This is a genomic window from Bacteroides sp. D20 (assembly GCF_003436255.1).
In the GTDB taxonomy this organism is placed as follows: Bacteria; Bacteroidota; Bacteroidia; order Bacteroidales; family Bacteroidaceae; genus Bacteroides; species Bacteroides uniformis.
Window position 1 is genome coordinate 61,865 of the sequence record NZ_QSOO01000008.1, and the last position, 15,839, is coordinate 77,703.

The 15,839-nt window shown below is 46.1% G+C and carries 11 protein-coding genes; 3 read left to right on the plus strand and 8 right to left on the minus strand.

Features of this window, described 5'->3' with window-relative positions; translation table 11 throughout:
- Window positions 1-24 precede the first annotated feature (24 nt).
- Entirely contained in the window at window positions 25-816 is a 792-nt protein-coding gene (locus DXD78_RS10085) for a hypothetical protein (protein ID WP_005831995.1), read from the minus strand.
- Between the two features lie 175 nt (window positions 817-991).
- A complete protein-coding gene (gene rpsA / locus DXD78_RS10090) occupies window positions 992-2,788 on the minus strand; it encodes a 30S ribosomal protein S1 (RefSeq protein ID WP_005831997.1) in 1,797 nt (598 codons plus the stop codon).
- A gap of 196 nt (window positions 2,789-2,984) precedes the next feature.
- On the opposite strand from rpsA, the gene DXD78_RS10095 reads away from it, so the two are divergent.
- On the plus strand, window positions 2,985-3,806 hold the full coding sequence (locus tag DXD78_RS10095) for an alpha/beta hydrolase (protein WP_009038072.1): 822 nt from the start codon (window positions 2,985-2,987) through the stop codon (window positions 3,804-3,806).
- Window positions 3,807-3,809: 3 nt separating this feature from the next.
- Here the strand turns inward: DXD78_RS10095 and coaW are convergent, their stop codons facing one another.
- The gene (gene coaW, locus DXD78_RS10100) at window positions 3,810-4,640 is read right to left on the minus strand and encodes a type II pantothenate kinase (protein ID WP_005832001.1); all 831 of its coding nucleotides are present in this window, start codon (window positions 4,638-4,640) and stop codon (window positions 3,810-3,812) included.
- Between the two features lie 143 nt (window positions 4,641-4,783).
- A complete protein-coding gene (locus tag DXD78_RS10105) occupies window positions 4,784-7,105 on the minus strand; it encodes a DUF5686 family protein (protein ID WP_009038071.1) in 2,322 nt (773 codons plus the stop codon).
- A 416-nt stretch (window positions 7,106-7,521) separates the two neighbouring features.
- Between DXD78_RS10105 and DXD78_RS10110 the strand changes: the two genes are divergently transcribed.
- Entirely contained in the window at window positions 7,522-9,711 is a 2,190-nt protein-coding gene (locus DXD78_RS10110; protein WP_009038070.1) for a glutamine synthetase III, read from the plus strand.
- A gap of 185 nt (window positions 9,712-9,896) precedes the next feature.
- The gene (locus DXD78_RS10115) at window positions 9,897-10,598 is read left to right on the plus strand and encodes a Crp/Fnr family transcriptional regulator (RefSeq protein ID WP_005832010.1); all 702 of its coding nucleotides are present in this window, start codon (window positions 9,897-9,899) and stop codon (window positions 10,596-10,598) included.
- A gap of 83 nt (window positions 10,599-10,681) precedes the next feature.
- Here DXD78_RS10115 and trxB read toward each other — a convergent pair whose 3' ends face one another.
- The 4 genes from trxB to DXD78_RS10135 form a co-directional block, all read right to left on the minus strand.
- Entirely contained in the window at window positions 10,682-11,632 is a 951-nt protein-coding gene (gene trxB / locus DXD78_RS10120) for a thioredoxin-disulfide reductase (RefSeq protein WP_009038069.1), read from the minus strand.
- Window positions 11,633-11,669: 37 nt separating this feature from the next.
- A complete protein-coding gene (locus tag DXD78_RS10125) occupies window positions 11,670-12,320 on the minus strand; it encodes a LolA-like putative outer membrane lipoprotein chaperone (RefSeq protein WP_081028736.1) in 651 nt (216 codons plus the stop codon).
- 3 nt (window positions 12,321-12,323) lie between these two features.
- Complete coding sequence (locus tag DXD78_RS10130; RefSeq protein ID WP_005832921.1) at window positions 12,324-14,828, minus strand: DNA translocase FtsK; 2,505 nt, start codon at window positions 14,826-14,828, stop codon at window positions 12,324-12,326.
- Between the two features lie 271 nt (window positions 14,829-15,099).
- Window positions 15,100-15,711: a winged helix-turn-helix transcriptional regulator gene (locus DXD78_RS10135; protein WP_005832923.1), complete on the minus strand. Its 612-nt coding sequence runs from the start codon at window positions 15,709-15,711 to the stop codon at window positions 15,100-15,102.
- Window positions 15,712-15,839: the final 128 nt, after the last annotated feature.

Genomic DNA, 15,839 nt, shown 5'->3' on the forward strand with positions numbered 1-15,839 from the left:
CCGAACTGATTTCTACTCCTTGATTTATAGAAGAGCCTTTATCTCTGAAACTCCAAAGGATATTTCAAAAGTTTCTCCGGATTTATTCCCTTTATACAGATAGCCCACCCCTTTATCACACTTCACACATACTTCCAAGAACATGTGCAAGGCTGGATCGGAGGAGTTCAAAGAGTTCTTCACATTTGCCTTCATCTGTTCGGCATTTTCCTTCAAAGCAGACATCTGTACTACAGATTCGTCAATCGTATAATGATAAAGCACCTTATCCGACTCGATTGTCAGTTTATTGAGCATAGTGGCTTCATCCACCTGCATCGGGCACGATACGTTGGTCATCTTCACTTGCTCTTCCAGTTTCTTCTTATCACTGCTTTCAGCAGTTGAACCGCCATTCAATATATCTTTCAAGTCCTGAGTAGTCAGATAACATTCCACTTCGTTACCGGATGTCTTTCCTTTATATATGAACTTTATACCGGAATCAGTACCGACAACCAAATCCAGCATCTCTTTAATGGACCCTTGTGGATTACCGAACATAACAGTCACAGCAGACTTCATTGCATCAGGATTCTCTTTCAAAGCGTCTATATTGAGGAAACTTTCATTCATAAGCAGTACATATACCACATCCGCCCCATCAAAAGTAATACTGGATATTTCGCCGGAAGCTCCCATATCCATGGGACATTGTTTGTTGGCAGCTGCGATAGCCAGCTTGAGTTTAGACTTCTGGCCGCATGCGGTTAGTAACATCAGCGACAGGCAAGTGAACAACACCATCTTCCCTGCATTTTTGAACATGTTTTTCATAATAAATGAAAATTAAATTATTGAATATTTCTATGATTGCAAAAGTAACCACCCTGCAAAGATAAACATTTATGGAAAAACCATCCTTAATTCCATAAAATTCTATTGACAAATCATAAAAAAGAAGGGCACTTGTTTGCGCAAGTACCCTTCCTTCATTTATAGAACGGAGTAATTATTTCTTTCCAGCTTCCATCTGTTCCTTCAAGGCAGCCAAAGCATCAATGTCACCCAGAGTAGTGGATGCAGCCTGGTTTTGGATAGCAGGAGCAACGTCTTCTCTCTTACCGGTTGACTTCTTAGTAGCAGCCTTCTTTTCAGCTCTTTCTTCTGCCTTTGCAGCATCTTCGAAGATACGGCTGTGAGAAAGGATGATACGCTTAGCGTCCTTGTTGAACTCAATTACCTTGAATTCAAGCTTCTCGTCCAACTGAGCTTGTGATCCGTCTTCCTTAACGAGGTGCTTCGGAGTAGCGAAGCCTTCTACACCATAAGGCAGAGCAACTACAGCACCCTTATCCAGCATTTCGATGATAGTACCTTCGTGTACAGAACCTACTGTAAATACAGTTTCGAATACATCCCAGGGATTTTCTTCGAGTTGCTTGTGGCCAAGGCTCAAGCGACGGTTTTCCTTGTCGATTTCCAGAACTTGTACGTCGATGTCTGCACCAATCTGAGTGAATTCAGACGGATGTTTAACCTTCTTCGTCCAAGACAGGTCAGAGATGTGAATCAAGCCGTCAACACCTTCTTCGATTTCAACGAATACACCGAAATTAGTGAAGTTACGAACCTTTGCAGTGTGCTTGCTGCCGATAGGATACTTCTCTTCGATAGTTTCCCACGGGTCAGACTTCAGCTGCTTGATACCCAAAGACATCTTACGTTCTTCGCGGTCCAAAGTTAGGACTACTGCCTCTACTTCGTCACCTACCTTCATGAAGTCTTGTGCAGAACGCAAGTGTTGTGACCAAGACATTTCAGATACGTGAATCAGACCTTCAACACCCGGAGCGATTTCGATGAATGCACCGTAGTCAGCCATAACTACAACTTTACCCTTCACGTGGTCGCCAACCTTCAGGTTAGCATCCAGTGCATCCCAAGGATGCGGAGTGAGTTGCTTCAAGCCGAGAGCGATACGCTTCTTCTCATCATCGAAGTCAAGGATAACGACGTTGAGTTTCTGGTCGAGTTCAACCACTTCTTTCGGATCGCTGACACGGCCCCAAGAAAGGTCTGTGATGTGAATCAAACCATCTACGCCACCCAAGTCGATAAATACACCATAGGAAGTGATATTCTTAACGGTACCTTCGAGAACTTGTCCTTTTTCGAGTTTACCGATGATTTCCTTCTTCTGTTGTTCCAGTTCGGCTTCGATAAGAGCCTTGTGGGAAACAACCACATTCTTGAATTCCTGGTTGATCTTAACAACCTTGAATTCCATAGTTTTGCCAACGAATACATCGTAGTCGCGGATAGGCTTCACGTCGATTTGAGAACCCGGCAAGAAAGCTTCGATGCCGAATACGTCTACAATCATACCACCCTTTGTGCGGCACTTGATGTAACCCTTGATAATTTCTTCGTTTTCCAAAGCTGCGTTTACGCGATCCCAAGAACGGGTAGCACGAGCTTTACGGTGAGACAGAACGAGCTGTCCTTTCTTGTCTTCCTGATTTTCGATGTATACCTCAACAGTATCACCAACCTTCAGTTCAGGATTGTAACGGAATTCACTCATCGGAATGATACCGTCTGATTTGTAACCGATGTTCACAACTACTTCACGCTTGTTCATTGCGATTACGGTTCCATCAACTACCTCGCGGTCGTTAACCTTGTTCAACGTATTGTCATACGCCTTTTCCAGTTCTTCGTGGCTTGCACTGGCTACTGATTCGCCGTTCTCATAAGCATCCCAGTTGAAGTCTTCAATAGGAGCTACATTCTTTAAATTTTCCATTAATAAATAAATTGTTTAACTCGTTAATTAAGTGAGACTTTATGTTGACTCATTGTAAATCGGGCGCAAAGATAGAAGTATTTTCTTGAACTACAAAACAAAAAGCATTCAAAACAGCAGTGGAATAATCAATTAAAGAATAAAAAAAATGTTACCTTTGCATCGTTTCATTTATACATAATCTCAATAATTTATCATGAAAAAGATAATCGCATGCATTTCCATCATTTGCTATACATTATTATGTTATAGCCAAAATCAGACAACGGACAACAACTACCGTACGCAAAAGAACATTTCCTATCTTCATCCCGGCGAAAAGGACAGTTATAAGCTGGAGCGTTGTAAGCTCGACCTCCATTATCCTACTGATAAAAAAGGATTTGCCACCCTTATCTGGTTCCACGGCGGAGGACTGGAAGCCGGAGAAAAACATTTTCCGAAGGAGTTCCTGGAGCAAGGCTACGCCGTGATAGCCGTAAACTACCGACTCAGCCCGCGTGCCCAAAATCCTGCCTACACGGAAGATGCCGCAGAGGCCGTTGCTTGGACTTTCGAGAATATAGAAGAATTCGGAGGAGATAAAGACAAAATATACATAGCCGGTCATTCGGCAGGAGGTTATCTCAGCCTGATGCTCAATCTGGACAAGAGTTACCTGGCAAAGTGGAATATTGATGCCAACAGCCTGGCAGGCGCTTTCCCCATCAGCGGACAGACCACCACTCATTATACCATCCGCAAAGAACGCGGACTGCCTTCCGACACTCCGATTATAGATAAATATGCTCCTTCCAATAACGTAAGAAAGGACGCTTCACCCATGATACTTATCACTGGCGACAAAGAGTTGGAAATGCTGGCACGCTATGAGGAAAACGCTCATTTGTATGCCCTCCTCAAAGCATTGGGACAAAAAACCACCCTCTATCAGATGGAGGGATTTGACCATGGTACGGTGGCCGCTCCCGCATGTACCTTGATAAACAGCTATATGAAGAAGGCAGGCAAGAAGTAACCACTACCCTTGCCTTTCTTTTATATATGCCAATGCCGCTCCTATTGCTGTTCTATATTCAGCATAGGGCGGTATATGAAAATGTACATGATAGATGGCTTCCATTTTAGAAAACACCTCCCGGCACTGGGGCAGTTGGGTGAGATTTCCTATCAGAACGAAATCCTTGATAGGACTGTTCAAAGCTGACAGTACAGCAGCTCCTCCAATGGTTTGAAGTACCGTATAAATTATACCGCAGGCAATATCTTCTTGAGAAGCATTGCTATCCGCTTTTCCGAAAAGAGAGGCGGTAGCACTCACCGGCAAGTCAGGCAAAGCAGTGTTGCAAATATCACCTATCTGCAAGTTGACACGAGTTACATCCCCTTTCTCAGCCAACTCGGACACCTGATGAATATCATGAGTTTTCAACAGCAACCTCGATAATCCCTGCAAGGTACCTCCACCAATCCCCAAGCCACCAATATGCTGCACCTTGTCTCCGTCTATTTTCACAAAAGAAGTGCCGGTACCCATGCTGACTACAATCAGTTGGTCTATATCCGTTGCATGTCTGGCTCCCAAACCATTGGCAATAAACTCATCCGTTTTGCGAGTAGGCAGTCCATATAGAGGGCTGTTGACAAATGCGCTTCCCACTCCCGTCAGCATCACCTGCTCCACATCGGCCAGCTGTATACCATTGTCATAAATATACTTACCGAATGCTCCGAATAAGGAAGTCACCGGGTCGGTAGCCGTAATAAACATTGGAGACTGTATCTGTTCTCCATTGATTCCAACGATTTTCGTGGTACTTCCACCCACATCTATTCCTATTACTATACCCATAGCTCCAAGTAATTTGCAGCAAAGTTACAAAAGAATCAATAATTGACAATTGATTAATGTGTCAATATGCTAATTGGCTGTGCCATGTTTATGCTGCGCCATCACGCCGCAGGTCATTGGCACATTATCACATTGGCACATTACTATCGGTTAAACAGCTCGAAGGTGAATTTGCAGCCTATTTCCTGATACTTCCAGTTGGCAAAGCTGGCAAACAAACCAAAGTCAAAGATATGCGTACCAATGCCATACCCCACTTCCAGATAAGGTTTCAAGTGAGGTACTACCAGTGCATTCAGATACAGACGTTCGTTCAATACATACTGGGTATATTTCATCAGATGGCGGAGCAGAAGGAAAGGTGCTTCGTATGTAAGGTGTCCACGGATATATTTGCGGGAAGAGTTATACCAACGTCCGTCAAGCAACTGGAACACCCCGCCAATATCATCGCTCCAACCCATAGGCAGATTGGAACGTCGCAAGTTGGCAAAGTCCACAAAGTACAGTTCCTTCTGATTGGTGAACTCTCCCCAACCAAAGCGCCAATAAACATCACGCATCAATCCCAAAGAAATCTGATGCTGCAAATCAATCTCCACACGCTCGTACGAACCGCTACTCTGCAATACCCCACTGATTCCCCTCTCCCAATCCACCGAAATGGAAGGGTACTTGGAATGAAGATTTACCTTGCGGTCACCGTTCATATAATAGTATTGTCCCGGAGTCCAGGACAAACGAACACGGGGGGCAAAACTATTATAAGTATGACGAAACTTATTCAGGATAGTCGGGTCAAAATTCGGAAAGAACGAAGAACCGCCGGAACTTGTGTTTGTCGCTGATTTCACCGATGGCATACTCGGATAGTTAAGTTCAAATCTGGAACGGTTCACTTCCGTACGTCTATGCATGGATATACCGATGTCCAACGACAAGCCGTTCACTATCTCCCAGCTATGGCGCAGATTCAGATACAAGTCCTTGAAATAATCCAGATGTATCTGGTTGAAATCAAAGATACTGTCGGGAATAGCTTTCAAGTCATCCAGCACATCACTACTATAAATCCGGTTACCATTACCAAATTCCAGATGAAATGCCGCACGCTTACGAGGCCAATAATCAAAATCAGACTTCACCCTCCAGTAAAATTCTTTCTCTTTAAAATTATAACCTATCCGGGGAACAATTCGCAGCAGGCGGTCGCCCTTGAATATACGGTTGTACTTGAATTCCTGCCGATACGAAATTCCATGTTTGCCGCTATAACTCAAAAGAAAAGGATTAATCAACGGTGAACAGCGCACACTCCCCAATTTATCAAGGTCTACCGTATAGCGACTGATCAATGCATCTCCAATCTGCCCCCAAAACTCCAAGTTCTTATTCACCGGTTTCTTTTTCCGGGCGAGCGTATCCCGACGCAAGAAGAAATCCTGATACAGTGTCTCCTCATGCGGAGTCAAAGGAATGGGACGCAAAGTTTTAAAGTAAGCAGTATCACGTAGATAAGCATTCGTATCAGTACGCAACGTGTATGAATCGGACAAGTCATATTTACTTTTCTTCACCGACCTCCGTATATCACTGCCAGAAGTTTTCTGAATGATGTTCTTATAATCGAGTACAGCTTCATAAGTGCCATCTACCACATTTCCCAAAAAACGAAACGTTGCATCCACATCATACTGCAACGGAAGAAATTCGTCCGAATCGCCCACATTACCCATCTTCACCAGATTATTGAACCGCACCATCTCATTACGTCCGGAAAAACGCATCTCGCGTACACTCCACACGTTATCACTCACAATCAGATAACCGCCCACCAGCTGAAAGCTTTTGCTTTTTGGCATAAAACGGATTTTATACTGAAGGGCATGCCGTTCCCCCATCACCGTATCAATCCGATAGGTATAATATTTTTTGGCATTGGGTGCTAAAGGAGAGAGTAGTTTGTCATATAATAAGGTAGAAGAATAGATGTTGATGTGAAAATATTCCGGCAGCCGTCCGTCCATTTCCCAAAACTCGGAAGCAGTACCGACACTTGCCTTTACCTTCTGGTCATAGATGTCGGGAGCAGTAAAATGCAAATCGCTATAAGTTTCCATCATATATTCCCGCACCCCTTTCTTGGGCCGGAACATGGAAGGGATGTAGCGGAGAATATGATTCTTCTTACGGATATTCACCCAGCCCTTTATGTAAAGCTCAGCCTTGTAACTTTCAATAATACGTTCATAAAGGGGGGCAAAGAAGATGACCTTCTCCATGATGGAGTCTGCCGAACTCACATGTTTGTCAACCGGATAAGATACACGCTCCGCCCCTGCCTTCTGTACAAAAGAAAACAAGAAGCAAATCCAAATCCATATAAACAACAAACGTTTCAACCGCAATTTCTCCTTATAGAATCGGGACAAATATACGGAAGAATTTGTGTAATGCAAAAACATGTTCCATAAAGAAGTGGGGATGACACTTGTGACACCCTTTATTATAAAACATATGTTACGCGCGCGAGACAATAATACACAAGCACACATAGTTTGTGCGAGATAAATACGAACCTATATTAATTGTTATAAAAAGGGTGCCACAAGTGTCATGTACAGAATGATTCGTAATTGTGACACATGAAAATTACTAATCACGACGCACTAAGATTACTAATCGTGATGCGGAAAGATTACTAATCATGGCATGTAACAAACGCAAGCTTTGGGTCGTTTTTCCATAACAAGCAGGCTTTTTCAGGGGGTCTATTCTCAAAAAACACTAATATTTTCGAGAATACCCCCTAAAAAAGAGGGGGTAGTTCAGAAAAAACATGTATTTTTGCGCCCAACAACCAATAAAAGGAGAGACTTATATGTCAAAAATGCGATTTTTTGCTTTGCAAGAACTTGCCAATCGGCAACCTCTTGAAGTGACCACCCCTTCAAACAAACTGTCCGACTACTACGGCAGCCATGTCTTCGACCGTAAGAAAATGCAGGAATACCTGCCCCGTGAAGCCTACAAAGCCGTAACCGACGCCATTGAAAAAGGCACTCCCATCAACCGCGAAATGGCAGACTTGATTGCCAACGGCATGAAAAGTTGGGCAAAATCCCTCAACGTCACCCACTACACGCACTGGTTCCAACCCCTAACGGATGGAACTGCTGAAAAGCATGACGGCTTCATCGAATTCGGCGAAGGAACAGAAGTGATCGAACGTTTTTCCGGCAAACTGCTCATCCAGCAGGAACCGGATGCATCCTCTTTCCCCAACGGAGGTATCAGAAACACATTCGAAGCACGAGGATATACTGCTTGGGATGTTTCCTCACCTGCCTTTGTGGTAGATACCACACTTTGCATCCCCACTATCTTCATCTCTTATACCGGCGAAGCGCTCGACTACAAGACTCCATTGCTCAAAGCCTTGGCAGCCGTAGACAAAGCAGCGACAGACGTATGCCAGTTGTTCGACAAGAATATCACACGCGTTTATACCAATTTAGGCTGGGAACAAGAATATTTCCTCGTCGACTCGGCACTGTACAATGCCCGCCCGGACCTTTGTCTGACCGGACGTACCCTGATGGGACACTCCTCGGCCAAAGACCAGCAGCTGGAGGACCACTATTTCGGCTCCATCCCCCCACGTGTCACAGCTTTTATGAAAGAACTGGAAATCGAATGTCACAAACTGGGTATCCCGGTCAAGACCCGCCATAACGAAGTAGCTCCCAACCAGTTTGAGCTGGCGCCTATCTTTGAGAATGCCAACCTTGCCAACGACCACAACCAGCTTGTGATGGATCTGATGAAACGCATCGCACGCAAGCATCACTTCGCCGTACTGCTTCACGAAAAACCCTACAACGGCGTGAACGGCTCCGGCAAGCACAACAACTGGTCGCTTTGCACCGATACGGGTATCAATTTGTTTGCACCGGGCAAGAATCCGAAAGGGAACATGCTGTTCCTTACCTTCCTGGTGAACGTGCTGATGATGGTGTATAAAAACCAAAACCTGCTGCGGGCTTCCATCATGAGCGCCGGAAACAGCCATCGCCTGGGAGCCAACGAAGCACCTCCCGCCATTCTGTCCATCTTTCTGGGCAAACAGTTATCTTCCATCCTCGACGAGATAGCCCGCCAGATAAGCAACAGCAAGATGACGTCGGAAGAAAAAACGACACTGAAATTAGGCATCGGACGTATTCCTGAAATATTACTGGATACCACCGACCGCAACCGCACTTCCCCATTCGCCTTTACAGGTAACCGTTTTGAGTTCCGTGCCGCAGGTTCATCCGCCAACTGTGCTGCTGCCATGATTGCCATCAATGCAGCTATGGCCAACCAGCTGAACGAGTTCAAAGTTTCCATCGACAAACTGATGGAAGAAGGAGTCGGCAAGGATGAAGCCATCTTCCGCATTCTGAAAGAAACCATCCTTGCTTCCGAACCTATCCGCTTTGAGGGCGACGGCTACTCCGAACAATGGAAACAAGAAGCCGCCCGCCGTGGTCTGACCAATATCTGCCACGTTCCCGAAGCCTTGATGCACTATATGGACAACCAGTCCCGTTCCGTACTCATCGGCGAACGTATCTTCAACGAAACGGAGCTTGCCTGCCGCCTGGAAGTGGAACTGGAGAAATACACCATGAAGGTACAGATAGAAAGCCGTGTACTGGGCGACCTTGCCATCAACCACATTGTACCGACTGCTGTTATCTACCAAAACCGTCTGCTGGAAAACCTCCGCGGCTTGCGCGAGACTTTCTCTCCCGAAGAATACGAGGTTCTCAGTGCCGACCGGAAAGAACTTGTACGCGAAATATCCAAACGCGTAACCGCCATCAAGGTACAAGTACGCGAAATGACCGAAGCCCGCAAAGTGGCCAATCACATGGATAACTACAAAGACAAGGCTTTCGCTTACGAAGAAACCGTACGTCCTTATCTGGAAAGCATCCGTGATCACATCGACCACCTCGAGATGGAAATTGATGATGAAATCTGGCCGCTTCCGAAGTATAGGGAGTTGCTGTTCACAAAATAATGTGGCAATATGCCAATGTGCTAATGACCTGCGGCGTGAGAACACAGCATAAGCATAGCGCAGCCAATTAGCACATTGGCATATTGCCACATTAGCACATTGACATACATCTTTTTGTCACATTTGTGCAATATTTAATTTTTTCTTTTTACATTTGTGCTGTATAACACAGTTTTGCAGCAGTTATGGTAAAAGTAAACTTATCTGATATTAATGTTCCGGAGTTGATTGCAGATATATGGTCTCCCCTGAATGACGAACAACGGGAATTCCTCGCCAACCACTTCACACTCCAGAACTACAAAAAAAACGAAGTCATCCATTGCGAAGGCGAGACACCTACGCATTTGATGTGTCTGCTGAGTGGAAAGGTCAAAATCTATAAAGACGGAGTCGGTGGTAGAAGCCAGATTATCCGTATGATTAAACCTGTCGAATATTTCGGTTACCGCCCTTACTTTGCAAAAACAGACTATGTCACGGCAGCATCTGCATTCGAGCCGTCTCTTGTTTGCCAAATCCCCATGACTGCCTTGATGACTCTGCTCACACAAAACAACGACCTTGCCATGTTCTTCATCAAGCAATTGTCCGTTGACTTGGGCATTGCCGATGAACGTACCGTAAACCTGACGCAGAAACATATCCGCGGAAGACTCGCAGAATCCCTGCTGTTCCTCAAAGAAAGTTATGGTTTGGAGGAAGACGGCTCCACCTTGAGTATCTATCTCTCGCGTGAAGATCTGGCCAATTTGTCAAACATGACCACTTCCAACGCCATACGTACGTTGTCACAGTTTGCCACAGAACGGTTAATCACCATCGACGGACGTAAAATCAAAATCATAGACGAAGAAAAGCTGAAGAAAATCAGCAAGATAGGATAAGGAATAAGTGACAAGGGATAAGCGATTAGGGGTTAGCATAATAAAAACACATTGTTACCATCCTAACCCCTAATCACTAATCACTAAATCAGTCCTTTCGCAGACAAATATCTTTCCGCTTCAATGGCTGCCTGGCAACCAGTTCCGGCAGCGGTGATGGCTTGACGATAGTGAGAATCAGCAACGTCTCCGGCGGCGAATACGCCCGGCACTTTCGTACGCGGTGTTCCCGGCTCGGTGACGATATAACCTACTTCGTCCGTATCTACATAAGGTTTGAAAATATCTGAGTTGGGTTTATGGCCGATAGCCAGGAAGAAACCGTCAATAGCTACATCATAGCGCTTCTCATCAGGTTCACCCATACGCTGTACCAAATGTACACCTTCCACACCGTTCTCTCCAAACAAGCCTACGGCATTATGTTCGAACAGTACTTCAATCTTGTCATGCTTCATCACACGCTCCTGCATAATCTTGGAAGCGCGAAGATAAGGTTTGCGGACAATCAGATAAACCTTGGCAGCCAGTCCGGCAAGGTAAACAGCTTCCTCGCAGGCAGTATCTCCACCCCCTACAACAGCTACCGTTTTCTTGCGGTAGAAGAAACCGTCACAAGTGGCACAAGCGCTGACACCCATTCCCGCATATTTCTTTTCATCCTCCAGCCCCAGATACTTCGCAGCGGCACCTGTAGCAATAATCAGCGTTTCAGCCTCAATCATCTTTTCGTCATCAATCGTAATCTTGTAAGGTGCTTCAGCAAGATTGGCTGCGGTAGCAACTCCATAACGCAAATCTGCGCCAAAACGTTCGGCTTGCTTCCGCAGGTCTTCCATTAATTCCGGACCTCCGATACCTTGGGGATAACCGGGGAAATTCTCCACATCAGTAGTGGTTGTCAACTGGCCACCGGGCTGCAATCCTGCATAAAGTACCGGTGAAAGATTGGCACGGCCTGCATAAATAGCGGCAGTATAGCCGGCAGGACCCGAACCGATAATCAGACATTTTACTTTTTCTGTTTCCATCATTATATTATTTACTATTTGACTATTTACAATTTACTATTTAGCGCATGTCGATGACTTCAGCTGTAGGATAGGCTTTTTTGTCAAAGACAAAGAAACTATCCGGATAGGATTGTCCGGTCTGGTAGTTATTAATAAGGATAGTAGTCATATACTTACTCCCCCGTGGTGCCAAGTCCACTTGATGCAGACGATACGTATCCTTTGTCACAAACAGATAGACACTTTCAGGGTCTTTCCTCTTGTCGGCAGCAGTCATGGTGATGTAATAAACAGACTTGTCTTGCTTACCACCGACACTGCTCAACTTCAATCTGTATCCCTGCTTGTAGAGGGACAACCAAGCATACGGATTGAGAGTCTGCAATTCCTCCTGCGTAGGTTCCGATACATTCACCTCATCTGCCGAAGCCACATAGCTCCACTGCGTATGTCCGTCAAACCAAGTCTTCATTCCCTCGGTCTCAACCACAAACTTCTCACCTTCCAGATAGAGAACTCCCGCATAAGAGCCTTGTTGTTCGTTCACGGTAAACGCCAGCTTCACCCCTCCCGCTTTCCGAAAGGCTTCGGCTGTACGCTCCAATATATTCTTGGCATCCGGTTGTTGTGCCGACATCGGCACAGCAAACAACAGCAATAGCACACCAAGTAAAAGCTTATCAAATTTCATCATTCTATAAATAACCATTCCTTATTGCAAATTGTTTAACCGCATTTCCAGGTCGCTCTCATCTATACAGAACACCTCACGCGCCTTACTACCTTGCGCCGGTCCCACAATCCCCGCTTTCTCCAACTGGTCCATGATGCGGCCGGCACGATTATAACCGATGGCAAACTTACGCTGAATGAGCGATGTGGAACCCTGCTGGTGAATAACAACGAGACGGGCTGCATCCTCGAACAAAGGATCGAGACGTCCCATATCCACATCCCCCAAATCACCTCCTGCATTTTCATCCACATATTCGGGCAGATAGAAAGCAGTGGGGTAACTCTGCTGGCGGGCGATAAACTTCGTAATCTCCGCCACTTCGGGCGTATCGATAAAGGCACACTGCACACGCACCGGGTCAGCTCCCTGCAGGAATAACATATCACCGCGGCCTATCAGCTGGTTGGCTCCCGGACGGTCGAGGATGGTACGCGAATCGACCATTGCCGATACACGGAAGGCGATACGCGCCGGGAAGTTGGCCTTAATCGTACCCGTAATGATGTTTGTTGTCGGTCGCTGTGTAGCGATAATCATATGTATACCTACGGCACGCGCCAACTGGGCGATGCGGGCAATGGGCAGTTCCACATCCTTGCCGGCTGTCATAATCAAGTCACCGAACTCGTCGATAACGACTACGATATAAGGCATGAACTTATGCCCCTTTTCCGGATTCAGACGACGGTTGATGAACTTCTCGTTATACTCCTTGATATTGCGCACATGGGCAGCTTTCAGCAAGTCATAGCGAGTATCCATCTCCACACAGATGGAGTTCAAAGTCTGCACCACCTTCGTGACGTCCGTAATGATGGCATCTTCCCCGTCGGGTAATTTCGCGAGGAAGTGATGCTCAATCACGGAGTAGATGCTGAATTCTACTTTTTTGGGGTCTACCAGCACAAACTTCAGCTCTGCCGGATGCTTCTTATATAATAAGGAGGTGATGATGGCATTCAACCCCACGGACTTACCCTGACCGGTAGCACCGGCAACGAGCACGTGCGGCATCTTGCACAAATCCACCATAAACACTTCATTCGTAATCGTCTTACCCAGTGCGATGGGCAAGTCGTAAGTAGACTCCTGAAACTTCTTGCTGCCGATAATACTCTGACCGGATACAATCTTCGGATTGGAGTTGGGCACTTCGATACCAATCGTACCCTTTCCCGGAATGGGAGCGATGATACGGATGCCGAGCGCCGAAAGGCTGAGGGCAATATCATCTTCCAGACCGCGTATCTTCGAAATGCGGACGCCCTGCTCGGGAGTGATTTCATACAGCGTCACCGTAGGACCTACCGTCGCCTTAATGGTACTGATTTCTATACCGAAACTACGCAGAGTATTGATAATCTTATCCTTGTTCGCGTTCTGCTCTACCATGTCAATGGTCGGACCATTGTCATCGTAATGCTTCATCAAGTCTATTGTGGGGTAATGATAGTTTTCCAAATCCAGACGGGGATTGTACGGCTCCTTCTCCGTTCCCACATACTCCTCCTCTTCAGCCTTCTCAACCTGGAATGCCGGCTCCTTCTCTACCGGCTGTTCCCGAAAAGGGGGTACCGGCTCCGGTGCAGGAGTCTCAAAAGTCATGGTAACGTCCTCATCCGCAGACTTGGCAGGCTTTACCTTTCCATCACTTCCACCCAAGTCAAGGGTGATTTCATTCAGCGGTTCGTCCTCTTCTTCCTCTGTGGCAACCTCCTCCTCCTTTTCAAGAACCTTTTCCGGCTCCGCAGCTTCCGGTGTCGGAGCAGTAGTCTTTTCCTTTGCACCCCAAGAGGTCTTGAACTCTTCCGGCGTTTCACCCTGCACGCTTTCCGCCTTCTCCTTACGCTTCAAGAAGCTGAGACTGAACAATCTGCGCAACCAGATGACAGTCCGTGCACTCAGATAGATGAGGAAGCAGATGGCAGTTACCAACAATAGCAGCCATACTCCCGGCACACCGACTTGAGACACAAGCCAGTTGCTGACATTGTATCCGTGCATACCGCCCAGATAGAGGAAAGAGTCCTTGTACTGGTCTACAAACACAAAACCGAAAAATACCGAGAACCACACCAGCATCAACGAACAGCCGATGAACCACTTCCACAAGCGCACCACACGCACCCGCATCAGCTTCAATCCCGCCACAGCCAGGAACACGAGAATCAGGAAAGACGATACACCGAAACAATCATTTATCAGATAGCTGGCCAACTGCGCACCGCGGCTACCGGCGTAGTTCTTCACCCCATTATTGGTGGAAATCAGCTCCTGCGCACTGCCTCCGTCAATGATGCTCTGGTCTGCCGCTCCCGTGAAAAAGAACGACGAAAAGGCGAGCAACAAATAAACCGAAAAGATTACCAGTACCAAGCCGATAACGAAATGAACAGTTTCACTTCTAAATAACGCTGCCACTTTCCCAAAAAACGAGAGTGACAGCTCCGTATCTTTAGCTGTTGAATTTTTCTTTGCCATATTTTTTAAATAACTATTGAGAATTGATTGCAAAAATAATAAAAACTATCCTTCTGCCGCGTTGTTTTCATTCTTTAATTTCTCGTCTGCCGATTATAGGTATTCCTAATCTACAACTGTAGTTTTATCGCATGTTTTACTTACATGCTTGCATGAAATGACATATCGCACTAATTTACAACAAATTGCGCCATGCAAGCAGACCTCATGCAAGCATGCAGGCAGATTTTGCCTACATGACGCAATCCATGCAAGCCCTATACGCATCAACCTACTCTTTTTCCTTCAAAAAATAAATCGGCTGTTTCTGCAACCCTTTGTTCACCAACACATTCTCCTCACAAAGACGACGAATCTGCCGCGTCGCAGTCGTGCGGGTCATGCCGCAAATCGACTGTACAACACTGCGGGTGATGAACTCATTCTTACGTAGATAGTTCACCACTTTTTGCTTCACCTCATCATCCGTCAGCCTCTTTTTCGTGAGATTCCGCAATTTCAGCGGCTTTACCTTCAATACTCCTATCTCACTGCGCAGCGCCTTGTCCGGTCTGAAAGTGATGTTTTTCAACTTCACCTTAGTACTTTTCCGCTTTGTCTCCAGTGTCACCGGTTCCGTGCAGGTCAGCGTGGGAACAAAGTAACCGATGCCGTCCAAATGTACCTGCCTGCCCTCCCCCAGCTCGCGTCCCACAAAATGCGACAAAGCATCGAGTACCGCCAGTACATCCGTCTCGGTCAGCGAGCAGTATTCTTGTATATGCCTGCGCAGCTCATCGGTCGTCGTGGAGCCGTTCAGTTTAATCCGGGGATGCAGGGTCAGTTCTTCCCCTTGTTTATCCTTCGTTTTCGGGTTTTCGTACCAATCAAATAAAATTGCCATATTCTTTCCTCCATTTTTAGATTCATTTCTGTTGCTGTCTGCAGGTTTCGCTCATGCAAAGTACCGGCTTTCATTAGGCAGAGCATGGGTCTTCCTTACGCAAAGAAGCGTTCTTCCTTCTGCTGAAA